The sequence below is a fragment of the Parasphingopyxis sp. CP4 genome (genome assembly GCF_013378055.1).
Lineage (GTDB): Bacteria > Pseudomonadota > Alphaproteobacteria > Sphingomonadales > Sphingomonadaceae > Parasphingopyxis.
This window is the reverse complement of the sequence record NZ_CP051130.1, coordinates 1732336-1758806: the sequence shown is the minus strand read 5'-3', so window position 1 is coordinate 1758806 and position 26471 is coordinate 1732336. Positions and strand designations below refer to the sequence as shown.

The window sequence follows — 26471 nt, the reverse complement described above, 5'->3', positions numbered from 1 at the left end:
AAAGCGCAGCTTGCATGAAAAGGCCGTTCGTCTAAGAGGAAGACCACACAGGGAAAGCGCTAGAGACCATAATGTCACGCAATCATTCACGTCCATTATCGCCGCATCTTACCCATTGGAAATGGGGCGCCAATATGCTCGTTTCCATCCTGCACCGGATTACCGGCGTTGGCTTGGCTATTGTCGGCGGGATTATCTTTGCCGGCTGGCTATTGGCCGCTGCCAGTGGCGAAGCGAGCTATGCCTGGTTTCTTGATCTGCTGACCGTCGAGAGTGGCGCGATCAATATTGTCGGGGCAATTTTCGGCATCGGACTGACCTGGGCCTTCTTTACGCACCTGTTTAACGGAATGCGCCACTTCGTGCTCGATACTGGCGCGGGTTATGAGCTGCGCACCAATCGCTTCTGGTCGATCGCCGTAGTGGCCGGGGCCATCCTTGCAACAATCGCGCTATGGGCCTGGTTGTGCTGGCCGTTCATTGCCGCGCTCACCGGAGGAGATAGCTGATGAGTACGGGTCTCGGTCGCGTTCGCGGTCTCGGTTCAGCCAAGCAAGGCGCGCATCACTGGTGGACGCAGCGATTGACCGCGGCAGGCAATCTTCTGCTTGTCAGCTGGTTTGTAATTTCGCTGATCCGCTTGCCAAATCTCAGCTATGATGTCGTCACTGACTGGCTGTCTGCGCCACTCGTTGCGATCGCCATGATCCTGCTGTCGGCCAATGTCTTCTGGCATATTCGCCTCGGCCTTCAGGTCGTGGTCGAAGATTATGTTCAAAACGAAGCATCCAAATTGGGGATGATTGTGCTCATCAACTTCTTTGCGGTCGGCGCTGGTGCCATCGCCATTTTCTCCATCGCGAAAATCGCATTCGGGGGAGCTGCCTGATGTCGGACGCGTACAAGATTATCGATCACACCTATGACGCGGTGGTCGTCGGCGCCGGCGGATCCGGTCTTCGTGCAACAATGGGCAGCGCCGAGGCTGGCCTTAAAACGGCGTGTATTACCAAGGTTTTCCCAACCCGTTCGCATACCGTGGCAGCGCAAGGCGGTATTGCCGCTTCGCTCGGCAATAATACACCCGATCACTGGACCTGGCATATGTATGACACGGTCAAAGGGTCTGACTGGCTCGGCGACCAGGACGCGATCGAATATCTTGTCCGCGAAGCGCCGCAAGCGGTCTATGAGCTCGAACATGCGGGCGTGCCGTTCAGCCGTAATGATGATGGCACCATCTATCAGCGGCCCTTTGGCGGTCATATGCAGAATATGGGCGAAGGCCCGCCAGTCCAGCGAACCTGCGCTGCAGCTGATCGGACCGGCCATGCGATGCTTCATGCGCTATACCAGCAGAGCCTCAAATATGACGCGGATTTCTTCATCGAATATTTTGCGATCGATCTGATCATGGAAGATGGCGAGTGCCGCGGCGTGATCGCCATGTGCCTCGAAGATGGTTCGATCCATCGCTTCCGTTCGCAGGCCGTGGTTCTCGCGACTGGCGGCTATGGACGCGCCTATTTCAGCGCGACCAGTGCGCATAGCTGCACGGGCGATGGCGGCGGCATGGTGTTGCGCGCTGGCCTTCCGCTGCAGGACATGGAGTTCGTCCAGTTCCACCCAACCGGCATCTATGGCGCTGGCGTGTTGATCACCGAAGGCGCGCGAGGCGAAGGCGGTTATCTGACCAATTCCGAGGGCGAGCGCTTCATGGAACGCTATGCGCCGTCGGCGAAAGACCTGGCATCACGCGATGTTGTGTCGCGATGCATGGCCACCGAGATCCGCGAAGGGCGCGGGGTTGGATCGGACAAGGATCATATCTTCCTGCATCTGGATCATATTGACCCGACTGTGCTGGCCCAACGGCTGCCTGGTATTACTGAAACCGGCAAGATTTTTGCTGGCGTCGATCTGACGCGCCAGGCGCTGCCGGTCGTTCCAACGGTCCATTACAATATGGGCGGCATTCCCTGTAACTATTGGGGCGAGGTGGTGAATCCCACGGCTGACGATCCGGATGCTATCGTCAACGGTCTTTACGCGGTCGGCGAAGCGGCCTGCGTCTCCGTCCATGGCGCCAACCGTTTGGGCTCGAACTCGTTGATCGATCTTGTCGTGTTTGGTCGCGCAACCGGCCTGCGGCTCAAGGACAAGCTTGAAGGTGGCGCGAACCAGAAGCCGTTGCCAAGCGATAGCGCCGATCTCGCGCTCGAACGGCTTGATCATTTCCGCCATGCCGATGGCGAAACGCCGACAGCCGAGCTGAGGCTCGACATGCAAAAGAGCATGCAGGCCCATGCTGCCGTTTTCCGTGACACCAAGCTGCTCGACGAAGGCGTTGAGAAAATGACGGCGGTGAACACCAAACTGGCGGACGTGCAGGTAAGCGATCGGTCTTTGATCTGGAACACCGATCTCATCGAAACGCTTGAGCTCGATAATCTGATGAGCCAGGCGGTCGTGACCATGAATAGTGCCGCCAATCGGAAAGAAAGCCGTGGCGCGCATATGCATGAAGACTATCCGGATCGCGATGACGAGAACTGGATGAAACACACCGTCACCCGTTTCCCCGGCTGGGGCGGCAAGGATGGCAATGTGGCGATCGACTATCGCCCGGTCCACGATTTCACGCTGACCGATGACGCCGACTATATTGAACCGAAAGCGCGGGTGTATTGAGGATGGCTTGGCCGGCCTGGGTAATCTCCGCGCTGGCTCACCCCGAGGTTCGACGCGTGGGTATAGAGGCCGCTTCCAAAGCTGGCGGTTTATTGGCTGACCGATTGGGTAAGCGCAAAGGCCAGACGGAAATCCTCCCGCCGGCAGAGGGCGAACCGAGCGACGCCGAACTTTTGCGCGAGGCGCTGGAGAGTCTGCCGACCAAGCAGGAACTGGCCGAAGCGATCGCCGCCCTGGATGCTCAAAGCGAAGCGCGCGTTGCTCGCCTGCGCGGCACCATTATCATTATTGCGATCGTTCAGTTCACAGCATTGGGCATTGTGTTGGCCGTGTTACTTTGAATGCAGCGCAGATTGAGATGATAAGGAACTTTATGAAAAACAATGCTATTTCCGCGATATTTCTCGCCTGTGCTGCGGTGTTGGCAAGCCCGGCTGCTGCGGAATTGAGTGCCGCTGAGCAGCAAATCACCGCGACCGTCGATGCGGAATATGAGCGGCATATTGCGTTGCTCGAGCGCATGACAAACCAAAATAGCGGAACTCGCAATATTGAAGGCAATCGGGCGGTCATGGAGATGCTCCGGCCGGAATTTGAGGCGCTCGGCTTTACCGTCGAAATCATCGACCAAAGTGAGGTGGATCGCGCTGGCCATTTCTTTGCCCGGCACGAAGGCGATCCGGCCAATAAGCGGATATTGCTGATCGCCCATACCGATACGGTGTTTGAAGTCGATTCTGATTTTCAAACCTTTGTGCGCGACGGTGACCGCGCAACCGGCCCGGGCATCTATGATGACAAGGGCGGGATCATCATCATCTTGTCAGCGCTGCGGGCAATGCATGCGGCAGGCACGCTCGAAGGCGCCAACATCACCGTCGCAATTACCGGGGACGAAGAGGATTTTGGGGAACCCGCCAGCATCTCGCGGCGCGACCTGATCGCCGCTGGCCAATGGGCTGACGTGGCGCTCGGCTTTGAAAGTCTCTCCATCCAGGACGGCCAGGATATGGGCGTGGTCGCGCGGCGATCGTCCAATGCGTGGACGCTGCGGACTACCGGCAATGAAGGTCATAGCTCGGCCATCTTCAGTGAACGCATGGGTGACGGTGCGATTTATGAGCTGGCAAGAATTATCGCGCGATTCCGGACCGAGCTGCCCGAGCCGAGCCTCACCTTTAATGTAGGGCTGATCGCTGGCGGAACCACGGCGAGTTTCAGCGAAGACCTGCTGGCCGCAGAGGCGACCGGTAAAACCAACATTGTGCCGCCGATCGCCATGGCTCGCGGCGATTTCCGAACATTGACCCAGGAGCAGACGGACCGCGTTCGCGCTCGCATGGAAGCGATCGTGGCGGATCATTCGCCCGGCACCAGCGCCGCAATCACGTTCGATGAGGGCTATCCGCCTATGGCGCCCACCGAAGGCAATCGCGCACTTCTGGCACGGCTGAATGCCATCAATCAGGATCTCGGTCTGGATGCGCAACCCGAGCTCGATCCGCTGCGTCGCGGTGCAGCTGATATCTCATTTGTAGCGCCCTATACGGACGCACTTGCTGGCTTGGGGCCGTCAGGCGAAAGTGCGCATGCTCCTGGTGAGGCGATCCATTTGGACAGCATTCCGCGCCAGGCCCAGCGCGCTGCCATTTTGATGTCGCGCCTGGCCAGCGAAGCCCGGTAAGCGATTTGATGGCGGCTTGACTTCGCGCCTGTCGGACAAGACTGTTTAACGGGTCTGTCTAAGGGGGCTTGCATGCACATCATGTTTGAGCAGATTCGCGTGATTCTAATTGTGATGGCGTTGGTCTTGGGGATCACGGCCACGCCGAGCCTCGCCCAATCTCAGTCCGCGCCGGTGGTGACCCATACGCGACCGCTTCCCTCCTTCCTGTCTCGCGTCCAGCCGCATGAGGCTGTGCTTGGTGCCAATGCGGGTACCGAGATCGAATATGATCTGACCGCGCGCGCCGCGCTTGAGGATCATCAACGGCTTACAACCGCCTTGTCGGGCCTTGCTCCCCAACGGCCGGGGACCGTCGATTCCTATGTGGTGTCGATAGCATTGGACAGCGATCCGGTATTTGGACGCGAGGCGCGCGAAGCCGCGCGCGTTCTTGGCAGGCGATATGATGCGGAGGGACGAACCATCGTGCTCGCTGCGCCCGACGGCAATGGCGATGATAGTCTGCCGCGCGGATCGCTTACCTCATTGTCTATTGCGCTTGCGCGGGTTGCAGAGATTATGGATCCGGCCGAAGACGTGTTGGTATTGTTTGCGACAAGCCATGGGCTGCCTACGGGTATTGTCTATTATTATGGCGATCAGGGCTATGGATCGATGTCGCCGCTAAGGCTCTCCAATCTGCTAGGCGAGCTGCGCATCACCAATCGATTACTGATCATGAACTCCTGTTTTTCGGGGACTTTCTTGCGCAGCCTGTCTTCGCCAACCAGCGTTGTGATCAGCGCCGCCGCAGCGGATCGAACGTCCTTTGGCTGCACACCGAGCAATGATTGGACCTATTTTGGCGATGCCTTCATCAATAGGGCCCTGCGCCGTCCTCAGCCATTGAACGACGCCTTCGATCAAGCTCGGACCAAGATTGGCCAGTGGGAAGGAGATATCGGAATCACACCTTCGGAGCCGCAGATCTCAATTGGGATGCAAACGGCTGGCTGGCTCGGCGCTTTGGAAGGCCGCATGCCGCAATCTGCGACCGCGCCGGTGGGTCGACCCGCACCTGAAGGGACGCAAGCGGCGTCACGACGTTAGCGCCAGCGCAGATTGTCGCGACTGAGCTGATCCACGCTGGTGACGCCCATCAACTTCATGTCGCGTTCGATTTCGGCGCGTAAATTTCCGAGCGCCCGTTCGACGCCGGCCTGGCCAGCGGCGGCCAACGCGTAAAGATAGAGCCGTCCACCCGAACAGGCTTTGGCCCCAATACTAAGGGCTTTTAAAATATGGCTACCGCGGCGGATTCCACCATCGCAGATCACATCCAGCCGATCGCCCACGGCATCGACAATCTCGGCGAGCTGATCGAATGGAGCGCGGCTGCCGTCGAGCTGTCGGCCGCCATGATTGGAGATCATGATCGCGGTGGCCCCGATATCGGCTGCGCGTTTGGCGTCTTCGACGGACATGATGCCTTTCAGGCAAAACTCCCCACCCCATTCCGCACAGATCTGTTCAGCCGTGTCCCAGTCGAGCGATTGATCGAGCATGGTGGTGAAATAGTCGCCGATCGACAGCGCGACATTGCTGCCTTCGCCGATATGGCCGGACAGGTTTGGAAGCTCGAATTTCTCGCGGAGTAGATAGTTCAATCCCCAGGCCGGTTTGGCCGCATAGCTGAGGAAGGATCGCGGCGTGATGCGCGGTGGCGAGGTGAAGCCGGTATTGAGGCAGCGCTCGCGATTGCCTCCGACAATGGTATCGACCGTCAGGGTGAGGGCATCGAACTGCGCGGCTTTGCAGGCCTCGACCATGGCCCGGTTCAATCCTTTGTCCTTGTGAATATAGAGTTGGAACATTTTTGGGCTGGAGATGGTCTCTCCAATCTCCTCAATGCCAACCGTCGCGAGCGATGAGATGCCGAAATAGGTGCCGAATTTTTCCGCCGCCCGCCCAACCGCGCGCTCGCCCTGCCAGTGGAACAGCCGCTGCAGCGCTGTAGGAGACAGGAAGAGCGGCATGTCGATCTTCTGCCCCAACACGGTGGTCGACATGTCGATCTCCTCAACGCCCGCCAGGACGTTGGGAACGAGGTCACAACCTTCATAGGCACTGGTGTTGCGGCGCAGGGTCGCCTCATCATCTGCGCCCCCGTCAATATAGTGAAAAACAGGAGACGGGAGTCGGCGTCGCGCAAACCGCCGAAAATCATCGACATTATGGCATTTGTTCAATCGCATAGCGATGTCATCTAACCGACGCGGCGAGACTTGCCCAGCACGGCATCTGGCGGATTGCGTTTTATGTAGCTAGGGAGCGGAAAGGCACTGCAAGATATTGGGGGAGCACCGTGGCAGATTCACTTGAGCCGCTGAGAATTCCAGCGGAGGCCAGGGAACGGCTTCGCATCATGTACATGGCGAAACACGCGCTTTGGGGCGGCGGCATGCATCCTGAAGACGGCAATCATGCAATTTATCATCATGAAGTCCGAACAACGCTTGAGGGTCTTGATCTCAATCTGACGCTCGCCAACAGCTATGATGTGCTGTTTGAAAACCCGAACGTCGATTTCGTGTTCCCGCTTCTTAATCGCGGTGGCTTCGTCAACTCGGAAATGATGATCCCGTTGCTCTGCAACATGCATAGGATCGCTTATATTGGCGCGGGTCCTTTTATCCGTGGACTTGGTGATGACAAATCGGTGTCAAAACTCGTGTGCGCGCATGGCGGAGTGCCGACTGCACCTTGGTTCTGCTATCGACGCGGCGCGCCTGTCGAAGAGGCGGATTGTCCCAAAGCAGAGCGCTGGGTGATCAAGCCCAACGCATCATCAGCGAGTTGGGGCATATCGGATGCATTCGATTGGGCCGGCGTTGCCAATGCCGTTGCCGATATTCACGGCCAGGGTCATGACGCGATCGTCGAGCCATATCTCGACGGCTATGATGTCCAGGTCGCGTTCATTTCGATGGGTGACCCGGTGATGCTGCCAATGCTGATCTATGAACGGGAAGATACACAGAAGCTCTGGACTTATTATGAGAAACGCGATCTCGTCGCCAACGCCGAAAAGGCCTCACTCCAGCAATTCAATGATCCGGAATTCGCGCCCAAGGTTGCTGAGTATGCGCGCAAGGTCGCCCGAGAGTTCCGTCCATTCGACTATGGGCGGATCGAGTTCCGCTTGGATCGTAACACCGGCGATATCAACTTCATTGAAATCAATCTCAACTGTAACCTCTGGTCTGAAAAAGTAATGGCGAAAGCCGCCGCACTGGCGGGATTCAGTCATGCCGATCTGCTCGAGACAATTTTGGCAGACAGCTTGCGGCGCAATGGATTGATCGGAAACTGATTTCATTAAGCGGCGGTTCACACGCCTCCCTTCAACGCGGTCGACGAAACGGTAGTTATTGTCGATGAGTTGAGGGGAAAGAACATGAGTGAGACAGCCGATAGTCGGTCGCCAGGATTCAAACTGGCGCTTGTCCTGATCGTCGGTTTCTTGCTGTCGATACCGCTCTTCACGATCTGGCTGTTGGTCTATGATCGCGAACAACAATCCCAAACCGCCATGGCATCGATTGCCGAAGGCTGGGGCGGGCCGCAGATCATTTCTGGCCCTCAACTGATCATTCCCTATCAAGCAGAAACCAGCGAGACGACAGAAGAAGATGGACGTTCGGTGACGCGAACGCGCATGGTCTGGCGCGAACTGGCGCTAGCTCCTGAAACCTTGAATCTGGAAACGGAACTCGCACCGCAGCGACGCAATCGATCGATCTATGAGGCGGTTGTTTACGGAGCGACCACCAGCGGCTCCGCGCAGTTTGTTCTGCCAGCTGATCTTGCGCGTCTCGGTATTGAGCGATCGTCACTTGCCTATGAACGTGCCGAATTGCGGTTTGGACTGTCGGACATGCGTGCCATTCAAAGTGCCGATATCGAATTTGGTGGGAACGATGTCGAACTGCGGTCTGGCGGCGGTGTGGGGCCAGGCTTTTCTGCGTCCGTCGATGCATCGGCTCTGGCCGAGGAAAGCATTCCGGCGCGCTTCTCGATGGAGTTTCGCGGCAACCAGAGACTGTCATTGCAACCATTGGCTGGCGAGACGGAGTGGCGCGTTCGCTCGACTTGGCCGCACCCATCATTCGAGGGCGGCTTTAGCCCGCGCGAACGCGAAATCAGTGCGGACGGATTTGAGGCCTCCTATCGCGTTTCCAACCTTGCGCTTGGCCGATCGCTGGTCGCGGCTGGAGATGCTGCTAGTGCCATGGCGCCGCAAGACCAGATGGCGACCGGTCGCTATGCTTATGACGCGCCGGCTGGCGACTATGAAATCCGCGTGAACCTCATTCAGCCGGTGGACCTCTATTCGCGCGTCGATCGATCCGTGAAATATGGATTTCTGATCATCGGCTTCACGTTTCTTGCTTATCTGATGTTCGACGTGATTGCTGGCGTGCGGGTGTCTACGGTTGAATATCTTCTCGTTGGCGCCGCACTCATATTATTCTTTGTGTTGCTGCTCGCTTTTGCCGAGATAATTGGCTTCGGTTGGGCGTTTCTCACCGCCGCCGCCGCGATTGTCGGATTGAACACCAGCTATTCAGCCGCCGTTCTCAAGAGCTGGCGCAGGGCTGCCTATATCGGCGGATTATTGTCGGGCCTGTATGCGGTCATGTTCATGCTGCTTAATATGCAACGATACTCGCTACTCATTGGTTCGCTGATGCTTTTCGTTGCCCTGGCGGCCGTAATGTACACAACCCGTGGCATTGATTGGGGGCGGTCCGGGAGCGAAGCGCTGGACTAAGCGGGAATATTTTTGCCTAATGCCGGGATTCGCGGACTAAACCCCTTCCGCAGTGCGGAATGACGCGCTATCTCGCTCGCACACGGCAAGGAAATTGTACGCATCATGGCTGAATTCACGCTTCCGAAGAACAGCAAGATCACCAACAAGGGTGAAGTCCATAAATCCGATGGATCCCGTACGAAGACGTTCAAAGTCTATCGCTATGATCCTGATAGCGGCGAAAACCCGCATTATGATCGGTTCGAAGTTGATCTGGATGAGTGCGGTCCGATGGTACTTGATGCCCTGATCAAGATGAAGGGGGAGCAGGATAGTTCGCTGACATTCCGCCGGTCATGCCGCGAAGGTATTTGCGGGTCCTGTTCGATGAACATTGACGGCTCCAACGGCCTCGCCTGCACAACGGCGATCGAAGACTGCAAAAGCAAGGAAGTCACGATTACGCCGTTGCCGCATATGGATGTGATCAAGGATCTGGTTCCTGACTTCACCCATTTCTATGCCCAATATGCGTCGATCCAGCCCTGGCTGAAAACCGAAACACCCGAGCCTTCGGGCAAGGAGCGCCTGCAGTCTCCAGAAGAGCGCGCCAAGCTTGATGGGCTGTACGAGTGCATCCTGTGTGCCTGCTGTTCGACAAGCTGCCCCAGCTATTGGTGGAATTCGGACAAGTTCCTGGGTCCCGCCATTTTGCTTCAGGCCTATCGCTGGCTTGCTGATAGTCGCGATGAGCACACTGGTGAGCGTCTCGACCAGTTGGAAGACCCGTTCCGCCTGTATCGCTGCCACACGATCATGAACTGCGCGACGGTGTGTCCAAAGGGCCTGTCGCCGGCGCGAGCGATTGCCGAAACCAAGAAGATGATGCTCGAACGCTCGGTCTGAGCGGAGCGGATATCTTGTCGACATCGAAGTTCCGCCACGAACCCGATCCTGACAATCCGGGCTGGATGATCTGGGAGATATTGGAAGAGGATCGGTTCAACCGCTTCCTTGGTCCATTCCGGGTTCGCAAGGAGAGCGACACGATCGCCCGCTGCCGTATGTGGCCGCAAAGGGGGCATAGCAACCTTGCAGATTTCGTGCATGGCGGGGTTGTAATGAGCTTTATCGATGTTGCGCTGTTCGCCGGTTCGCGGACGCTGGGTATCGAGCATGCCGGCCGGTCGGTGACGCTTGATCTCACCTGTCAGTTCATGGCGCCCGGGAAAATGGACGAACCGCTTGATGCCGAAGTCGAGATATTGCGCGAGACCGGACGGCTCGTTTTCCTGCGCGGAATCGTTGTGCAGGACGAAGTGAAGGTATCGGCCTTTTCGGGCACCATCCGCAAGGTCAGCCCACCCAAATGACGGCGCTGGCCGCGCGCTACCAGGCCCTGGTTGAAGCAGGGGAGCTTCAGCCTGACCCGGACCAGCACGACGCGGTCGCGCATCTTGTTCGCTTGAGCGAGGAACTGGAGGCCGCGCCGCGTCGCGGCAGCGTGCTGTGGCGCGCGCTTGGCAAGAAGCCGGACAATGTGCGCGGTGTTTATCTGTGGGGCGGTGTCGGGCGCGGCAAGTCCATGCTGATGGACCTGTTCTTCGCCTGCCTCGACACTCCATCCAAACGCCGGGTCCATTTCCACGAGTTCATGCTCGACATCCATGATCGGCTGCGCGCCGAACGCGCCAAGGAGAAGGGCGATCCGGTGATCCCGGTCGCAGACGCCATTCGCAACGAAGCCCGATTGCTCGCGCTCGATGAAATGGTCGTCAATAATACGGCCGATGCGGCGATCCTGTCGCGGCTCTTCACCGCTCTGCTGGATAAGGGCGTGACCGTCGTCACCACATCCAACCGGCCGCCGATTGATCTTTACAAGGATGGCCAAAATCGCGAGCTTTTCCTGCCTTTTATCGACCTGGTCGAAGAGCAGCTGGAAGTGGTGCCCCTCAACGGTCCGACCGATTATCGGCTCGATCGGCTGGGCGGCATGCCAACCTGGTATGTGCCCAATGGCGATGAAGCCACGGCGAAACTCCGCGAGGCTTTCTTCCGGCTCACGGATTATTCGCCCGACGATGCCGACAATGTGCCGAGCGAAGAGATCGCCGTTCCAGGCGGGCGGACGATGCATGTTCCCAAATCGCTCAAAGGCGTCGCGGTATTCTCCTTCAAACGCCTATGCGGTGAAGCGCGGGGCGCCCCCGATTATCTGGCGATAGCGCGCAAATTCCATTCCGTGATTATCGTCGGGATCCCGCAAATGGGTCCGGCCCAGCGCAATGAGGCGGCACGGTTCAAGACGCTGATCGATGCGCTCTACGAGTATAAGGTGAAGCTGCTTGCGGCTGCCGATGCTGAGCCAACGGACCTTTACGCCAGTGGCGATGGGTCATTTGAGTTTGAGCGCACGGCATCGCGCCTCATCGAGATGCAGTCGCAAGACTATATGGCTGCCGGCCACGGCCCCAATGGCAGCTCGGAAACAGGATAGGGTAATACCCGACAACATTGCTTCCTTGCGTTGTCCGGGTAGATAGTCTGGCCAGCATTCCATTCATGAACTGAGGATATCGTTATGCGCCGAATTCTGAAGAATTGCGTCATATCATCAATGATTACAGCGATATGTGCGCTCGGTGCCGTGCCTGCTGCTGCCCAAGATAGGCTCGCCGAACGCGCCCTGTTGGAACAGATTGTCGAAATCCCGACCGTAGCGGGGCGTGGCGAGATGCCGAGACTGGTGGCGCTGTTGCGATCTGAGCTTGGCCAGGCAGGCTTTGATAGGTTCAACGTCCAACAGCATGACGATACCGAGACGTTGATCGCTCGACGATTGGCAGATCAACCGTCCGGCGAGGGGCCAATCCTGTTGATGGCGCATATGGATGTGGTCGATGCCGATCCGAATGATTGGCAAAACCCACCTTTCGATTTTCGTGAAGAAGAAGGCTATTATCTCGGTCGCGGCGTACGCGACAATAAGGCCGGCATCGCCGGCATGGTCCTGGCAATGCAGCGGCTCGAGGCATCGGGGTTCGCGTCGGATCGCGATCTGATTGTGCTGTTCACCGGGGATGAAGAAACGCTGCAAAATGGCGCGCGATTGGCCGCCAGCGAATGGCGCGAGCTAATCGAGGCGGATGTGGCCCTTAACAGCGATGGCGGTGGCGGAAGCGTTTTTCGCGACGGTCGCGTCGAAGGCTTTTTTGTCCAGATTGCCGAGAAAACCTATGCCGATTTCCAGTTTCGGGTGACGAACCGTGGCGGCCATAGCTCTCGACCGCGTCCGGATAACGCAATTTATCAGCTGGCCGCGGCTCTTACAGGTGTCGAAAGGCATCGCTTCCCACACCAGCTCAATGACGCCACGCGCATTTCCTATGAGATGCTCGCGGCCAATGATGATGGCTTTTACGGCCAACTCGTCCGCAGTTGGTTGGACGATCCCGACAATGGCGAGATTGCCGACCTGATCGAGTCCCTCGAACCTGGTCAGACACGCACACGCTGCGTCGCGACCGAGATTAGCGGGGGGCATGCTCCGAATGCCCTTCCGCAAAGCGCCCAAGCAACAGTGAATTGTCGGATTTTCCCGGGTACGCCGGTCGAAGACATTCAACGAACATTACAGATGATTGCCGGGCAGCATGTCGAGGTTAGCCTTATGGAAGGCAGCGGTGCATGGTCCGATCCGTCGCCAATCGATGAGGCGCTCTTCGCTGCTTATGGGAGTGCGCTGGCCGTTCGCTTTCCTGATGCGCCAATCATTCCGTTCATGTCCGCTGGAGCGACTGATGCTATCTTCACACGTGCGGCGGGCATCCCGACCTATGGTATTGGCGGGACTTGGGGCATATCTGGCGAAGCATCTGGCGCCCATGGGTTGGACGAGCGTGTATTGGTGGAAGGCTTCCATGGAAGCGTCGACATTTGGGAAGCGTTGTTGCGAGACCTTGCCGGCGCGGAATAATTGTTGCGCACCGCTTCGCCGCACGGCGTGGCTCCACCCGCAAAAATGCGTCAGTGGCTGTTGCCGACTCGCGGGTTAGGGTTTAAGCCCGCGCCCGTATTTCTGTTAGTTTTTCGCAAAATTCACGAAGGATAGACATGGCCCGCAACAAGATCGCGCTTATCGGCGCCGGAATGATTGGCGGCACGCTCGCCCATCTCGCCGGAATGAAGGAAATGGGGGACGTTGTCCTCTTCGACATCGCCGAAGGCATGCCGCAGGGAAAGGCGCTTGATCTTTCTCAGGCGGGGCCGGTCGAAGGTTTTGATAGCGCACTCAAGGGTACGCAGGATTATGCCGATATTGCTGGCGCTGACGTCTGCATCGTGACCGCGGGTGTTGCGCGTAAGCCGGGCATGAGCCGGGACGATCTGATTGAAATCAACCTCAAGGTGATGAAATCGGTTGGTGAGGGTATCAAGGCCCATGCACCCGACGCCTTCGTTATCTGCATCACCAACCCGCTCGACGCGATGGTTTGGGCGCTGCGCGAATTTTCTGGTCTTCCGCATTCCAAGGTGTGCGGCATGGCAGGCGTTTTAGACAGCGCACGCTTCCGTCACTTCCTCGCCGACGAATTCGGCGTATCGGTAGAAGATGTCACGGCATTCGTGCTGGGCGGCCATGGCGATACGATGGTTCCGGTTCCCGCTTATTCGACGGTGGCCGGTATTCCGATCCCCGATCTGATCAAGATGGGCTGGTCGACGCAAGACAAGATCGATGCAATTGTCGATCGCACGCGCAAGGGCGGTGGCGAGATTGTCGGTCTGCTCGGCAATGGCAGCGCCTATTATGCACCGGCGACCAGCGCGATCATGATGGCGGAAAGTTATCTGAAGGATAAGAAGCGCGTACTTCCCGCGGCCGCGCACCTCACCGGCCAATATGGCGTCGACGACCTATATGTCGGCGTGCCGGTGATCATTGGCAAGGATGGCGTGGAACGGATTGTCGAGATCGAACTCGGCGATGAAGCGCGCGCCAATTTCAATGTGTCGGTCGATGCGGTGAAAGAACTGCTCGTAGCCTGTAAGGGCTTGGACAGTTCACTCGCATAGCGCCCCTCAAGCAACAGGATTTTTAGCACGATGAGCATACTCGTCGACAGCAACACCAAGGTCATCACCCAGGGCATGACCGGTGACACCGGCACATTCCACACCCAGCAAGGTTTGGATTACGGCACCAAGATGGTCGCCGGCGTTACGCCGGGCAAAGGTGGGACGGAGCATCTCGGCCTGCCCGTCTATGATACGGTTGTTGAAGCGCGCGATGCGACCGGCGCGGACGCCAGCGTGATTTACGTGCCGCCGAAATTTGCTGCGGCATCGATTATCGAGGCGATCGAAGCGGAGATCCCGCTGATCGTGACAATTACCGAAGGCATTCCCGTGCTCGATATGGTCACGGTCAAAGGCCATCTCGACAAGTCCAATTCGCGGCTGATCGGGCCGAACTGTCCCGGTGTCCTGACCCCGAATGAATGCAAGATCGGCATCATGCCCGGCAGCATTTTTTCCAAGGGTTCGGTGGGCGTTGTAAGTCGATCCGGCACGCTCACCTATGAAGCTGTCCATCAGACAACGGCTGTAGGTCTGGGCCAGTCGACGGCGGTTGGTATTGGCGGCGATCCGGTGAACGGTACCAACTTTATCGACGTGCTCGAGATGTTCCTCGCTGATGATGAGACAGAGTCGATCGTCATGATCGGCGAAATCGGTGGTAGCGCTGAAGAAGAAGCCGCCCAATTCCTTGCGGACGAAGCAAAGGCCGGCCGCTCTAAGCCCGTCGTTGGCTTCATTGCTGGTCGCACCGCGCCTCCAGGCCGCCGGATGGGCCATGCCGGTGCGATTGTATCGGGCGGCAAGGGCGGTGCAGATGACAAAATCGCGGCGATGGAAGCCGCTGGTATTGCGGTATCGCCCAGCCCGTCGGAACTCGGCACAACACTCGCGGAACTGCTCAAGGGTTGATAGAGAGACAGTCCAGCGCCAAATCGATGGTGTGGGACAGCTAGGGATCACATTTCATGGGCTATGAGGGCTTGGACTTCTCACAGCTGGAGGGCGTTAGCCCTTCCTTTGTAGAGGCCCTGTATCGCCAGTATCGCGCCGACCCGGATGCGGTTGACGCTAGCTGGCGCGGCTTTTTCGAAGGACTGGAAGAAACTGCGAGCGGGCCGAGCTGGCAGCGACCAAACTGGCCGATCCAACAAACCAATTCGATGACGGCCGGGCTCGACCCGACCCAGATGACGATTGTCGAGCCGAACACGGCGCCGTCAGCACCGTCTTACTCCCGCAAAGTGCCGCCAGCCGGCGAGATTGAACGGGCTGCGGGGAATTCCATCCGCGCGATGATGCTGATCCGCACCTATCGGGTGCGCGGCCATCTGGCCTCCAATCTCGATCCACTGAAACTGCATGAGCGCGAGCTGCCCGCCGATCTGACACCGGAATTTCACGGGTTTACGGAAGATGAGCTCGATAAGCCGGTTTATCTTGGCGGTGCGCTGGGGCTGGACACGGCGACGGTCAACGAGATCGTCACGATCCTCCGCGAGAATTATTGCGGGCCGGTTGGCCTGGAATATATGCACATCAATGACCTGGAAGAGCGGCGCTTCTTGCAGGAACGGATGGAAGGCAAGGAAGCCACCATCCAGTTCACCCCGGAAGGCAAACAGGCGATCCTACAGCGCGTGATCGAAGCCGAGCAATGGGAAGCCTTTCTCGGCAAGAAATATGTCGGCACCAAGCGGTTCGGGCTTGATGGCGGTGAATCCATGGTTCCGGCGCTCGAAGCGATCATCAAATATGGTGGCGCGGACGGGGTGCGCGAGATGGTCATTGGCATGGCCCATCGTGGTCGGCTGAACGTGCTCGCCAATGTGATGGCGAAACCCTATCGCGCGATCTTCCATGAATTTGCCGGCGGCGCTGCCAATCCGGAAGATGTTGGCGGGTCCGGCGATGTGAAATACCATCTCGGTACGTCCACCGATCGCGAGTTTGACGGGATCAGCGTGCATATGTCGCTGGTGCCTAATCCATCGCATCTCGAAGCGGTGAACCCGGTTGTTCTTGGCAAGACCCGCGCCACCCAGGTGATGCGCGAAGATCTGGCCGAACATAAAGAGGTTCTGCCCGTCCTGTTGCATGGTGACGCGGCCTTTGCAGGCCAGGGCATCGTCATGGAATGTTTCGGTTTTTCGGGCATTCGGGGCTATAATACCGGTGGTTGCATCCATTTTGTGATCAACAACCAGATCGGCTTTACGACCAGCCCGCAATTTGCTCGCTCCTCACCCTATCCGTCAGACGTTGCGAAGATGGTCCAGGCGCCGATCCTCCATGTAAATGGCGATGATCCCGAAGCTGTGACCTTTGCGTGCAAGCTGGCGATCGAGTTTCGCCAGACCTTCCGCCGCGATGTTGTGATCGACATGTGGTGCTATCGCCGCTTCGGGCACAATGAAGGCGATGAACCAAGCTTTACCCAGCCGCTGATGTACCGTGCGATCCGGTCGCATCCCAAGGTTTCGAAAATCTATGGCGAGCGCCTTCTCACCGAAGGTGTGATCGGTGAAGAATGGGCCGACAAGGTCACCGATGAATTCAATGCACTGCTCGAAGATGAGTTTGAGGCCGGGAAATCCTATCGCCCGAACAAGGCGGACTGGTTTGGCGGGCGCTGGGAAGGGCTGGCCGCTCCGGCCGATCCGGAGACCGCGCGTCGCGGCATCGTGTCCGGCATTGAGAAAGACAAGCTCCACGAAATCGGCGCGCTGCTGACGACCGTTCCCGAAGATGTGCAGATCCACAAGACGCTCGGCCGCATCCTCGATGCCAAACGCAAGATGTTTGAAACGGGCAGCGGTTTCGACTGGGCGACGGCCGAGGCACTGGCCTTTGGTACGCTGGTCGATGAAGGCTATAATGTCCGCCTGTCTGGGCAGGATTCAGGCCGCGGGACGTTCAGCCAGCGCCATGCCGAATGGATCAACCAGGAAACCGGTGCACGCTATACGCCGCTGGAAGAAGTGCCAGGCGGTGAGTTTGACGTTCTGAACAGCCCGCTCTCCGAATATGGCGTGCTCGGCTTTGAATATGGCTATGCGTTGACGGATCCCAAGACGCTGGTGCTGTGGGAAGCGCAATTTGGCGATTTCGCCAATGGCGCTCAAATCATGATCGACCAGTTCATAGCGTCGGGCGAAGCAAAATGGCTGCGCGCGAACGGCTTGGTGATGCTTCTGCCGCATGGTTATGAAGGGCAGGGACCGGAGCATAGCTCCGCGCGCCTCGAACGGTTCCTCCAACTATGCGCTGGCGATAATATGCAGGTCGCGAACATCACGACCCCGGCCAACTATTTCCACGTCCTTCGGCGTCAGATGCAGCGGCCATTCCGCAAGCCGTTGGTGATTATGACACCGAAATCGCTGCTGCGTCACAAGGCCGCGGTTTCGGATGTCGACGATTTCCTTGGCGAAAGCCATTTCATGCGGATCAATTCCGATCCAAATCCACCAAAAGATACCGATATCAAGCGGTTGGTCCTGTGTTCGGGCAAGGTTGCCTATGACCTGTTCGATGCGCGCGACGCCGCAGGGGATAAAAACACCTCGGTCGTGCGGATCGAGCAGCTCTATCCGTTCCCCGGCGAGCCACTCGTCGTCCGCTTGAAACGAATGAAAAACCTCGAAACTGTGGTTTGGGCCCAGGAAGAACCGAAGAATCAGGGTGCATGGATGTTCGCCCGTCACTATCTAGAAGAATGTCTCGACGAAGCAGGAATTGGCCCGGACAGGCCACATTATGCCGGTCGCGAGCCCAGTGCCTCGCCGGCAACCGGTCTCGCCAAACGCCATGCCGAGCAACAAGAAAAGCTGGTCGCTGAGGCGCTCGGCCATAGCCAAGGAAAGAAGTAAGATGGCAACCGATGTTGAAGTCCCGACGCTCGGGGAATCGATTACCGAAGCGACGCTTGGCGAATGGCTAAAACAGCCCGGCGATGCGGTTGGACGTGATGAACCCATTGCCAGTCTGGAAACTGACAAGGTGGCCGTCGAAGTCCCCTCACCGGTAGCGGGCACATTGTCCGAACAGCTGGTCGCCGTTGGCGATACGATTGAAGTAGGTGCGGTCATTGCGCGCATTGGTGATGGTGCTGCAGCACCATCACCCAAGGCCGAAGCGAAGGAAGCGGCGCCAGCAAAACAAGCGCCGGCACCGGCCGCTCCTACCCCCGCAGCCGATGAGGATAGCCAGCCGCTTACCCTGTCTCCGGCCGTGCGCCGTCTCGTGCTCGAGCATGGTGTTGATCCCTCGAAGATTGCCGGCACCGGTAAAGATGGCCGACTGACCAAGGACGATGTGCTGGCAGCGGCCAAGGCTGAGAAAGGCCAAGCAAGCGCGCCGAGCGCAGCGCCCGCACCTCCGCCAGCTGCCCCGGCTCCTGAGCCTGCTGTCGCTGGCGAGCGGCGCGAAGAACGGGTTCGGATGACACGTCTCCGCCAGACGATCGCCCGGCGTCTCAAAGATGCGCAGGACACAGCGGCATTGCTTACGACCTTCAACGATGTCGACATGACGGCGGTGATGGACGCGCGCAGCCAATATAAAGAACTATTTGAAAAGAAACATGGAATCCGGCTCGGGTTCATGGGCTTCTTCGTGAAAGCGGCCTGCCTCGCACTGCGCGATGTACCGTCCGTCAATGCCCAGATCGAAGGCGAAGAGATCGTTTATCGTGACTATGTCGATGTGTCGGTTGCGGTCTCCGCGCCCAATGGCCTGGTCGTGCCGGTGATCCGCAATGCCGAAAGCATGAGCTTTGCGGAAATCGAAACCACGATCGCCGATTTCGGCCAGCGCGCCAAAGACGGTACCCTGTCGATGGACGAGATGCGCGGTGGCACCTTCACCATTTCCAATGGCGGCGTGTTTGGCTCACTGCTCTCAACCCCGATCATCAATCCGCCGCAGTCCGCGGTGCTCGGCATGCATCGGATAGAAAAACGCCCGGTCGTATTGCCGGATGGTTCGATCGCAGCCCGTCCGATGATGTATCTGGCGCTCTCCTATGATCATCGCTTGATCGATGGTCGCGAAGCCGTAACCGCGCTTGTCCGGATGAAAGAAGCGCTCGAAGATCCGATGCGCTTGCTGATCGACCTTTAGGGACATGGCGATGAGATTGCTTAGCTGCTGCTTGGCAGCATCGATGATTTTCATTGGCGGTTGTACGTCCGATCGCGATGACGGCGGCGGCGAGGAGGTCACTGCCGAGGCGCCGGACGAATCGGCAGCTCGATATCAGCGAGACTTTGAGACAGCTTTTGTCGACGGCTTTCGCAGCCAGTTCATACCGGGATGCGCCACTGCCGTCGTCAGTCGGGGCGTTGACCAGGCAGATGCCGAAACGATGTGCGCTTGTGTTGCTGATGTAATGATCCGCGACTATGCCCCAATGGAAATTGCGGGCGCCACCGACGAACAATTTGCTGCCGCCGCAGCTGAATGCAGAGAAATCCCGGAGCAGTCTGATGGCTAACACCGAATTCGATTATGATGTCCTATTTATAGGGTCTGGGCCGGGCGGTTATGTCGCCGCGATCCGAGCAGCCCAACTCGGTCTCAAAACGGCGTGCGCGGAAAGTCGTGAGACGCTGGGCGGCACCTGCCTCAATGTCGGCTGTATTCCGTCCAAGGCGATGCTGCATGCGTCCGAACTGTACGAAGAAGCGCATGACGGCGCGCTCGAAAAATTTGGTATCAAGCTGACCGGCACGAAACTCGACCTGGATCAGATGCACGCCGAGAAATCCAAGGCGGTGGGCGAGCTGACCGGCGGGATTGAATTTCTGTTCAAAAAGAACAAGATCGACTGGCTAAAAGGACATGCGACCTTTACTGGCGAAAATACGGTTGAGGTGGATGGTAAGGCCGTCACAGCCAAGGATATTGTGATTGCGACGGGTTCGTCGGTTACCCCGCTTCCGGGCGTCGAGATCGACAATGACAAGCATATCGTGGTCGATTCCACTGGCGCGCTGACCTTGCCGAAGGTGCCGAAACATATGGTCGTGATTGGCGGCGGTGTGATCGGGCTTGAGCTTGGGTCCGTCTGGCGCCGGCTGGGTGCCGAAGTGACGGTGATTGAATTTCTCGACCAGATCTTGCCCGGTATGGATGGCGATATCCGCAAGGAAGCCGCCAAGATCTTCAAGAAACAGGGTTTCAAAATTCGCACCGGTACCAAGGTGACCGGAGTGGAAGCGCTGAAGACCAAGGCGAAGCTCACCGTTGAACCGGCAGCCGGTGGCGATGCCGAGCAGATCGACGCGGATTGCGTGTTGGTTTCAATTGGTCGGCGGCCGAACACAGACGGGCTTGGCCTGGATGCGATCGGGCTTGAGCTGAACGAGCGCGGCCAGATTCCGATCGATCATGAATTCCGCACCACGGTTCCGGGTGTCTGGGCGATCGGCGATGTCGTGCCCGGCCTGATGCTGGCCCATAAGGCTGAGGACGAAGGCATTGCGGTTGCCGAAAATATTGCCGGTGAGATCGGCATCGTGAACCATGATGTGATCCCGTCCGTGGTCTATACCATGCCGGAGATCGCCGGAGTTGGCCTGACAGCAGAAGAAGCCAAGGAAAAAGGCTATACGATCAAATCGGGTAAATTCCCGATGATGGCCAACAGCCGCGCCAAGACGAACCGCGATACGGATGGCTTTGTGAAGGTGATTGCGGACGCGGAATCCGATCGGGTTCTGGGGGTCCATATCATCGCATCACTAGCCGGTACGATGATCGCCCAGGCCGCGCAGGCGATGGAATTTGGCGCGACGAGCGAAGATATCGCCTATACCTGCCATGCCCATCCGACCCATGCCGAAGCGTTGAAAGAAGCCGCGATGGCCGTTCAAGGCAAGCCCATCCATATTTGACCATCGCGGCTGGCTCGGCGAGAGCTGACCGCCGGGGAAAGAATCGATGCGGCTTCGATTGATAAAATGGCATATCTGGCTGGGCTGGCTCGCCGGCGTCCCGCTTGTGTTGTGGACGCTGTCTGGCCTGTTCATGGTTGCACAACCGATCGAAACCGTACGCGGTGCCCATTTGCGTGCCGATGCACCGAATATTGCGACGCCTGAAAATCCGCCGGTTTTCCCGCGTATCGATAGCAGCGTTCGCGCGGTGAGCGGTGTCGAACTCGCGCAGCGACATGATGGCACGCAATGGATTATCCGTTATGCCGATGGTGGCGGGCGACGCGCATCGATCGAGACAGGGGCCTATTTGCCGCTTCGGCTGACCAGCGCGGAGGCAGCCGAGATTGCAGAAGCGGCCTATGCTGGCGATCAACCCTTGGCTCAGATGCAGCTGTTCGCGGCCGATGCCAATCCAATGGACTTGCGGCGCAATCGACCGGCTTGGCAGGCGCGCTTTGGTGATAGCCATCACGTCTATATCGATGCAGAAACCGGTGATGTACTTGCAGTTCGCACCCGACTGTGGCGCGCGTTCGATTTCATGTGGGGGCTCCACATCATGGATCTGGAGGAGCGGAGCGATACCAGCCATCCGCTGCTGATTGGCTTTGCCGTGCTCGCATTCCTGATGGTGGTATTCGGATTGATCGTCCTGCCATGGCGGTACCTCAGACGCCGCAAGGGTCGCGCATGAGCCCGATAGAGTTCCCGATCGGTCCAGTTCTTTCCGCCTTGGATCTTGCCGGCATCGGTCTGTTTGCGGCTACGGGTGCGGTTGCGGCGGCGCGGGCCAAACAGACGCTGGTGACCTTCGCCTTTTTTGCACTGGCGACCGGCGTGGGGGGCGGAACGGTCCGCGATCTCCTGATCGGTGCGCCAGTATTCTGGATCGCAGACGCGCGGCCGCTGATCGCCTGTCTTGTTATTGCGCTGCTGATCTGGATCACACCGGCCCGGCTATGGCGCGGAAAGGCGCTGGACTGGCTGGATGCGGTTGGCATGGCAGCCTATGCGGTATTTGGGGCGGCGAAGGCACTGAGCTTTGGCGTACCGCCATTGGCCGCCGTCATGATGGGGATCTTCACGGCCTGTCTGGGGGGCATCATCCGAGATGTAATGGCGGGCGAGCCGTCAATCATCCTGCGCCCGGAGCTATACGTGACGGCGGCTGCGCTCGCGGCTGCATTGTTCGTCGGGCTGAGCGCTGTAGGTGTCATGCTACCGGTGGCGGCAGGAATATCGGCACTAGCCGGCTTTGGCCTCCGCGCGCTCGCAATATGGAAGGGGCTGGCCCTACCGGTGTATCGCGGCGGTTAGCCGAGCCATTCCGCGACTATCACCCGCATCGTTGCTGCATCGGCCGCGCTGGTGCGCCCCGGAATGACGTCAACAGGGCATTCAAGGCACCGTAACTGCATGGCCGGACCGGTCATCAGCAGCTGCATCTCAGCCATCACGGTCGCGAGGATCGCACGCGGGTCGGGGGCCAGCATCGTCCAGATGTCACGGGGAGCAGCGGTTTGCTGGGCGTCATCCTCGTCGCGGGTCCAGTTGCGGATGAACTCGGTGAAGGGATCAGGCGGTTGCTCGATCCACAGGACGCGAACGTCATCGGCTTCAACCTCGGCGCGCGATGCCGCCTCGGCAATCGCCTCATCGAGATTGCCAAATGCATCGACCAAACCAAGCTGGCGCGCTGTTCCGCCAGCCCAGACGCGGCCTTCGGCAAGCTCAGCGATCCGTTCGACCGGCATGTCGCGGTTCTCGCTGACCAGCGACAGGAAGCGGCGATAGATATCTTCGGTCCCCGATTGGAGGAGCCGCTGTGCTTCGGGGGATATCCCGCCAAACACATCGGGCTCACCGGATAGCGGCGTCGTCGTTACGCCATCGGCACCGATATCGAGTTGGTCGAGAGTGCCTTCGAAACTCGGGATGATGCTGAATACGCCGATCGATCCGGTGATCGTTCCCGGCTCTGCCATGATATGATCGCCGGCTGTCGCGACCCAGTAGCCGCCCGATGCGGCGAGGTTACCCATTGAAACCACAACCGGAATATCGCCTTCGGTTTCTGCAAAGCTGAGCACAGCGCGCCGGATCCTCTCCGATGCCAAGGCCGATCCACCGGGCGAATCCACGCGCAGGACCAGCGCCGAGAAATCATAGTTTTCGGAGGCCTCGCGGAGCAGGTCGGCGATTGTCTCACCGCCTGCCGTGCCAGCAGGGGCTTCGCCATCAACTATAGTCCCGGCGACGGTGACGACGCCGATATTGCTGCTGCCGCCCGAGCGCGGATTGGCGGCAATCCAGTTGGCGAGGCGAATGGCCTGAAAGCCGTTTGAAACATCTTCGCCGGAAATCTCTGCGATCCGCGCCTGCCAGTCGAGCCGCGTGCCGATTTCATCAACCATACCTGCGTCGCGCGCTGCGGTCGCAAGATCGTTGTTTGCGGCTTCCACCAGGTCTGCGGGCGTGGCGATAATCGCATCGATATTCGCGTCCGGCCGGGCTCGAGCCACATCTTCGCGCCATGCTTCGAACAGGCTGTCGGCGAGCGCCTGGCTGGCTTCACGTGCCTCGGGCGATTGATCGGCGCGGCTGTAAGGTTCGACGGCCGATTTGAACTCGCCAGCGCGGAAAATATTGGCGGTCACGCCAAATCGCCTAAGCATATCGCCATAATAGAGCCGATTACCGCCCGGTCCGAGGATCAATGCGCCGCCCATCGGGTGGACCCAGATCTCGCTCGCATGCGCCGCGAGGGCATAGGCATCGTCGCCATAGCCGGTCGCAAAGGCGATTACCGGCTTATCGGCATCACGTACCGTCTGGATCGCATCGCCAACCCGGGCAATCGCGGTCTGTCCGCCACCGAAAAAGCCATCAAGATCGAGCGCAACCGCGGTTACCCGGTCATCGGTTGCGGCACTTTCAAGCGCCTGGACGATATCGCGCAGGCGATGCTGGCGGATCGTTTCGCCGCCGGTGAGCGCGTCAAAGGGGTTCGTCTCTTCGGGCTGCTCGACGATAATCCCCTCAAGGTTGAGATGGAGCGCGCCATTGCCGGGCACAACCGGGTTGGGACTGGCCGTTAGCAGCGCGTAGAGCACGCCGAAAAAGAGCAGCATGAGGAGCAGGACAAGCCCGTCCTTGATTCCGACCAATATCTTCCAGGCACCGCTCAACAACCGCATCTTATGCTCCTAACACGTCAGACATACGGTATTTAGGGATGCAAACCGCCGGAAACAAATGCCACTCGCCAAACAGCGGCCAGATTTCTGCGAAGGAAAGCGTCTACCAGCGCACGAGGCGCGGCACGAACAGGCGGCCAACGAGCGTCGTGACCCCGATCGCGATCGTATACCATAGCCCGATATAGACGAGATCATTGTGCGGGCAGTGCATGGAATAGGCGAGGGCACCGAGGCTCCCTGCCGCCAGCCCGGTTACAGTCCCTGCGCGTTCCGGCGAGGTCGGCGCGCCGCGCCGTAACCACCAGGTGAGAACAGCGCCCAGAACAAGCCCGATGCTGATCGAATAGGTCAGGCACTCCACGCCGTTAACCGGATGTAGCCGCTCGGCGACCGGTGTGCGGCTCACCAGCGCTGCAACCGCGGCCGCGATCGGCACGATCAGCGCGGCCATCGCCGCCCAGCGCCAGCCCGATCGATTGGTTCCTACCGCGGGACGCGCCATGCTGGTGGCAGCCGATAAACTTGCAGCTGCCAATACGACCAGCAGGCCGGAGCGGATGAGGAACATCGGATCGGTTGCTGTGGAGCCCAGGAATTGGTCCCGAAAACCGAGTGTCGACACCACGAAAACAGCGCCGATCACCGTCAGCAGCACCATGCTGCCGATTGCGCCATTGGCGTTGAGCGGTTTTACCGGCTCCAGCTCCTCAGCGAGGCGATCAAGATCAAACTCTTCAGACATTATCCGTCATTCTTCCTCAATCGCCGCGGCCATGCGCTTCATGCCGCGATGAATATTCACTTTGACCAATGATTCCGATTGGCCGGTTTTCTGCGATGCCTCTGCAATGGTCAGGCCTTCGATTTTTACAAGCTTGATTGCCAGGGCTTGTTTCTCGGGGATCAGCCCCATCAGCTTCTCGAGCCCGATTTTTGCCGCGACCGCCGGATCGGATGGATCGGCCGCCAGCTCTTCATTGAGCTCGACTTCCTTGGTCCTATAGCTTTTGCGCAAATGATCGATCCAGCGATAGCGCGCGATCGCCGCCAGCCAGGGCAGAAATGCGCGGGTTGGATCATAGGATGCACGCTTGCGGTGGAGGGAGATCAATGTGTCTTGCACGAGATCATCCAGGACATGCGGCCCGATCTTGCGGGCATAGTAGCGCTTGAGCCATGTCTCGCATTCGCCCAGCAGCGTGCGATAGGCCTGTTTGTCCCCGTCTTGGGATGCCGCCATGAGGCGTGCCAGGGTCTCGTCGTCCGCAACCATAGGGGCGGTTTAGCATGCAAATCGGCGCTGTGTAGTCCGGTCATCGACCCCAGCGCCAAATCTGCGGTGCAAGAGGGGGGTGGGGAGCCGTCTGGCATTTTGCGACCCTCATATTGAGGTCGCCAGCCAGCTCCCCGGCCCTCGTCCATCCGCATGCACTGGGAGGCATCGTTCGCGCACACGCACCCAACGGACCTGCTCGGGGGCAACCTGCAAGCCTCAAGGTGTATGGATCGAGGGGAAACGGACAAATTCATCACACAAACTCGGTTATTCACGAGCCGGTTCGTGGTCTTCGTCCCCTCGGTTACATCCCTGAAGCGGAATTTTTCGATACTTTGGGCATTTTTCACTTGAATGCGCGCTTTGGTCGCTTAAATGGCGGTTGTTAGCACTCATCGATTGAGAGTGCTAAAATCTGTTTTGCATTATGAGCGACTGATCGGACACTTCATTGGGAAGTGTTTGGCCAGCGCATCAGATTTGGGAATTGAGGAAAGGTATTACAATGGGATTTCGTCCACTGCACGATCGCGTGCTGGTGCGCCGCGTAGAAGCCGACACGAAAACGGCTGGCGGCATCATCATTCCGGATAGCGCTCAGGAAAAGCCGCAAGAAGGCGAAGTTGTCGCTGCCGGCACCGGCCTGAAGGCTGACGATGGCAAGGTTACGCCGCTCGACGTCAAAAAAGGCGATCGCATCCTGTTCGGCAAATGGTCCGGCACGGAAGTGAAGCTCGACGGCGAAGATCTGATCATCATGAAGGAAAGCGATATTCTCGGCGTCGTCGCCTGAGGA

25 protein-coding genes are annotated in these 26471 nt (G+C 58.6%); 21 read left to right on the top strand and 4 right to left on the bottom strand.

All coding sequences use genetic code 11. The features are described from left to right. Positions 1-71 precede the first annotated feature (71 nt). The 6 genes from sdhC (at position 72) to HFP51_RS08415 (ending at position 5467) form a co-directional block, all read left to right on the top strand. Positions 72-509 carry a succinate dehydrogenase, cytochrome b556 subunit gene (gene sdhC, locus HFP51_RS08440; RefSeq protein ID WP_176875311.1) on the top strand — a complete coding sequence of 146 codons (438 nt, stop codon included), beginning with the start codon at positions 72-74 and terminating at the stop codon, positions 507-509. After that, a complete protein-coding gene (gene sdhD / locus HFP51_RS08435; protein ID WP_176875310.1) occupies positions 509-889 on the top strand; it encodes a succinate dehydrogenase, hydrophobic membrane anchor protein in 381 nt (126 codons plus the stop codon). The genes sdhC and sdhD overlap by 1 nt, the downstream gene beginning before the upstream one ends. Next, positions 889-2691, top strand: a complete 1803-nt coding sequence (gene sdhA, locus HFP51_RS08430) for a succinate dehydrogenase flavoprotein subunit (RefSeq protein ID WP_176875309.1) — start codon at positions 889-891, stop codon at positions 2689-2691. The genes sdhD and sdhA overlap by 1 nt, the downstream gene beginning before the upstream one ends. Positions 2692-2693: 2 nt before the next feature. Then, entirely contained in the window at positions 2694-3032 is a 339-nt protein-coding gene (locus tag HFP51_RS08425; RefSeq protein ID WP_176875308.1) for a hypothetical protein, read from the top strand. Between the two features lie 32 nt (positions 3033-3064). After that, positions 3065-4375, top strand: a complete 1311-nt coding sequence (locus HFP51_RS08420; protein WP_176875307.1) for a M20/M25/M40 family metallo-hydrolase — start codon at positions 3065-3067, stop codon at positions 4373-4375. Between the two features lie 72 nt (positions 4376-4447). After that, entirely contained in the window at positions 4448-5467 is a 1020-nt protein-coding gene (locus tag HFP51_RS08415; protein WP_255454612.1) for a C13 family peptidase, read from the top strand. Here HFP51_RS08415 and HFP51_RS08410 read toward each other — a convergent pair. Continuing rightward, entirely contained in the window at positions 5464-6612 is a 1149-nt protein-coding gene (locus HFP51_RS08410) for an alpha-hydroxy acid oxidase (protein WP_176875306.1), read from the bottom strand. The two genes, HFP51_RS08415 and HFP51_RS08410, sit on opposite strands and share 4 nt — an antisense overlap. Positions 6613-6722: 110 nt before the next feature. On the opposite strand from HFP51_RS08410, the gene HFP51_RS08405 reads away from it, so the two are divergent. The 14 genes from HFP51_RS08405 (at position 6723) to HFP51_RS08340 (ending at position 22516) form a co-directional block, all read left to right on the top strand. Then, positions 6723-7730 carry a phosphoribosylglycinamide synthetase gene (locus tag HFP51_RS08405; protein ID WP_255454611.1) on the top strand — a complete coding sequence of 336 codons (1008 nt, stop codon included), beginning with the start codon at positions 6723-6725 and terminating at the stop codon, positions 7728-7730. Between the two features lie 84 nt (positions 7731-7814). Then, on the top strand, positions 7815-9191 hold the full coding sequence (gene creD, locus HFP51_RS08400; RefSeq protein ID WP_176875305.1) for a cell envelope integrity protein CreD: 1377 nt from the start codon (positions 7815-7817) through the stop codon (positions 9189-9191). A gap of 105 nt (positions 9192-9296) precedes the next feature. Then, positions 9297-10079, top strand: coding sequence for a succinate dehydrogenase iron-sulfur subunit (locus HFP51_RS08395; RefSeq protein ID WP_176875304.1), 783 nt, complete (start codon positions 9297-9299; stop codon positions 10077-10079). Positions 10080-10093: 14 nt separating this feature from the next. Further along, positions 10094-10546 (top strand): PaaI family thioesterase, encoded by a 453-nt coding sequence (locus HFP51_RS08390; RefSeq protein WP_255454610.1) that lies wholly within the window; start codon positions 10094-10096, stop codon positions 10544-10546. Further along, on the top strand, positions 10543-11673 hold the full coding sequence (gene zapE / locus HFP51_RS08385) for a cell division protein ZapE (protein ID WP_176875303.1): 1131 nt from the start codon (positions 10543-10545) through the stop codon (positions 11671-11673). Before HFP51_RS08390 ends, zapE begins: the two co-directional genes overlap by 4 nt. An 84-nt stretch (positions 11674-11757) precedes the next feature. Continuing rightward, complete coding sequence (locus tag HFP51_RS08380; RefSeq protein WP_176875302.1) at positions 11758-13152, top strand: M20/M25/M40 family metallo-hydrolase; 1395 nt, start codon at positions 11758-11760, stop codon at positions 13150-13152. Between the two features lie 137 nt (positions 13153-13289). Then, entirely contained in the window at positions 13290-14252 is a 963-nt protein-coding gene (mdh, locus tag HFP51_RS08375; protein WP_176875301.1) for a malate dehydrogenase, read from the top strand. Positions 14253-14282: 30 nt separating this feature from the next. Continuing rightward, positions 14283-15167, top strand: coding sequence for a succinate--CoA ligase subunit alpha (sucD, locus tag HFP51_RS08370; protein WP_176875300.1), 885 nt, complete (start codon positions 14283-14285; stop codon positions 15165-15167). 56 nt (positions 15168-15223) lie between these two features. Next, positions 15224-18127 (top strand): 2-oxoglutarate dehydrogenase E1 component, encoded by a 2904-nt coding sequence (locus HFP51_RS08365; RefSeq protein WP_176875299.1) that lies wholly within the window; start codon positions 15224-15226, stop codon positions 18125-18127. 1 nt (position 18128) lies between these two features. Next, positions 18129-19379 (top strand): 2-oxoglutarate dehydrogenase complex dihydrolipoyllysine-residue succinyltransferase, encoded by a 1251-nt coding sequence (gene odhB / locus HFP51_RS08360; protein ID WP_176875298.1) that lies wholly within the window; start codon positions 18129-18131, stop codon positions 19377-19379. 10 nt (positions 19380-19389) lie between these two features. After that, positions 19390-19752 carry a hypothetical protein gene (locus tag HFP51_RS08355; RefSeq protein WP_176875297.1) on the top strand — a complete coding sequence of 121 codons (363 nt, stop codon included), beginning with the start codon at positions 19390-19392 and terminating at the stop codon, positions 19750-19752. Further along, positions 19745-21154 carry a dihydrolipoyl dehydrogenase gene (gene lpdA / locus HFP51_RS08350; protein ID WP_176875296.1) on the top strand — a complete coding sequence of 470 codons (1410 nt, stop codon included), beginning with the start codon at positions 19745-19747 and terminating at the stop codon, positions 21152-21154. Before HFP51_RS08355 ends, lpdA begins: the two co-directional genes overlap by 8 nt. Positions 21155-21200: 46 nt before the next feature. Continuing rightward, a complete protein-coding gene (locus HFP51_RS08345) occupies positions 21201-21893 on the top strand; it encodes a PepSY domain-containing protein (protein ID WP_176875295.1) in 693 nt (230 codons plus the stop codon). Further along, on the top strand, positions 21890-22516 hold the full coding sequence (locus HFP51_RS08340; protein ID WP_176875294.1) for a trimeric intracellular cation channel family protein: 627 nt from the start codon (positions 21890-21892) through the stop codon (positions 22514-22516). The genes HFP51_RS08345 and HFP51_RS08340 overlap by 4 nt, the downstream gene beginning before the upstream one ends. On the opposite strand, the gene sppA is transcribed toward HFP51_RS08340, so the two are convergent. The 3 genes from sppA to HFP51_RS08325 all read right to left on the bottom strand — a co-directional run bounded on the left by sppA (position 22513) and on the right by HFP51_RS08325 (position 25672). Continuing rightward, entirely contained in the window at positions 22513-24396 is a 1884-nt protein-coding gene (sppA, locus tag HFP51_RS08335) for a signal peptide peptidase SppA (RefSeq protein WP_176875293.1), read from the bottom strand. The two genes, HFP51_RS08340 and sppA, sit on opposite strands and share 4 nt — an antisense overlap. 103 nt (positions 24397-24499) lie before the next feature. Further along, complete coding sequence (locus HFP51_RS08330; RefSeq protein WP_176875292.1) at positions 24500-25141, bottom strand: NrsF family protein; 642 nt, start codon at positions 25139-25141, stop codon at positions 24500-24502. Positions 25142-25147: 6 nt separating this feature from the next. Continuing rightward, positions 25148-25672, bottom strand: coding sequence for a sigma-70 family RNA polymerase sigma factor (locus tag HFP51_RS08325; protein ID WP_176875291.1), 525 nt, complete (start codon positions 25670-25672; stop codon positions 25148-25150). Between the two features lie 508 nt (positions 25673-26180). Here HFP51_RS08325 and groES point away from each other — a divergent pair. After that, on the top strand, positions 26181-26468 hold the full coding sequence (groES, locus tag HFP51_RS08320; protein ID WP_176875290.1) for a co-chaperone GroES: 288 nt from the start codon (positions 26181-26183) through the stop codon (positions 26466-26468). Positions 26469-26471: the final 3 nt, after the last annotated feature.

Bases quoted from the DNA above. Each gene is read 5' to 3' on its own strand.
- sdhC (WP_176875311.1), top strand. From the start codon at position 72: ATGTCACGCAATCATTCACGTCCATTATCGCCGCATCTTACCCATTGG.
- sdhD (WP_176875310.1), top strand. From the start codon at position 509: ATGAGTACGGGTCTCGGTCGCGTTCGCGGTCTCGGTTCAGCCAAGCAA.
- sdhA (WP_176875309.1), top strand. From the start codon at position 889: ATGTCGGACGCGTACAAGATTATCGATCACACCTATGACGCGGTGGTC.
- HFP51_RS08425 (WP_176875308.1), top strand. From the start codon at position 2,694: ATGGCTTGGCCGGCCTGGGTAATCTCCGCGCTGGCTCACCCCGAGGTT.
- HFP51_RS08420 (WP_176875307.1), top strand. From the start codon at position 3,065: ATGAAAAACAATGCTATTTCCGCGATATTTCTCGCCTGTGCTGCGGTG.
- HFP51_RS08415 (WP_255454612.1), top strand. From the start codon at position 4,448: ATGCACATCATGTTTGAGCAGATTCGCGTGATTCTAATTGTGATGGCG.
- HFP51_RS08410 (WP_176875306.1), bottom strand. From the start codon at position 6,612: ATGCGATTGAACAAATGCCATAATGTCGATGATTTTCGGCGGTTTGCG.
- creD (WP_176875305.1), top strand. From the start codon at position 7,815: ATGAGTGAGACAGCCGATAGTCGGTCGCCAGGATTCAAACTGGCGCTT.
- HFP51_RS08395 (WP_176875304.1), top strand. From the start codon at position 9,297: ATGGCTGAATTCACGCTTCCGAAGAACAGCAAGATCACCAACAAGGGT.
- zapE (WP_176875303.1), top strand. From the start codon at position 10,543: ATGACGGCGCTGGCCGCGCGCTACCAGGCCCTGGTTGAAGCAGGGGAG.
- HFP51_RS08380 (WP_176875302.1), top strand. From the start codon at position 11,758: ATGCGCCGAATTCTGAAGAATTGCGTCATATCATCAATGATTACAGCG.
- mdh (WP_176875301.1), top strand. From the start codon at position 13,290: ATGGCCCGCAACAAGATCGCGCTTATCGGCGCCGGAATGATTGGCGGC.
- sucD (WP_176875300.1), top strand. From the start codon at position 14,283: ATGAGCATACTCGTCGACAGCAACACCAAGGTCATCACCCAGGGCATG.
- HFP51_RS08365 (WP_176875299.1), top strand. From the start codon at position 15,224: ATGGGCTATGAGGGCTTGGACTTCTCACAGCTGGAGGGCGTTAGCCCT.
- odhB (WP_176875298.1), top strand. From the start codon at position 18,129: ATGGCAACCGATGTTGAAGTCCCGACGCTCGGGGAATCGATTACCGAA.
- HFP51_RS08355 (WP_176875297.1), top strand. From the start codon at position 19,390: ATGAGATTGCTTAGCTGCTGCTTGGCAGCATCGATGATTTTCATTGGC.
- lpdA (WP_176875296.1), top strand. From the start codon at position 19,745: ATGGCTAACACCGAATTCGATTATGATGTCCTATTTATAGGGTCTGGG.
- HFP51_RS08345 (WP_176875295.1), top strand. From the start codon at position 21,201: ATGCGGCTTCGATTGATAAAATGGCATATCTGGCTGGGCTGGCTCGCC.
- HFP51_RS08340 (WP_176875294.1), top strand. From the start codon at position 21,890: ATGAGCCCGATAGAGTTCCCGATCGGTCCAGTTCTTTCCGCCTTGGAT.
- sppA (WP_176875293.1), bottom strand. From the start codon at position 24,396: ATGCGGTTGTTGAGCGGTGCCTGGAAGATATTGGTCGGAATCAAGGAC.
- HFP51_RS08330 (WP_176875292.1), bottom strand. From the start codon at position 25,141: ATGTCTGAAGAGTTTGATCTTGATCGCCTCGCTGAGGAGCTGGAGCCG.
- HFP51_RS08325 (WP_176875291.1), bottom strand. From the start codon at position 25,672: ATGGTTGCGGACGACGAGACCCTGGCACGCCTCATGGCGGCATCCCAA.
- groES (WP_176875290.1), top strand. From the start codon at position 26,181: ATGGGATTTCGTCCACTGCACGATCGCGTGCTGGTGCGCCGCGTAGAA.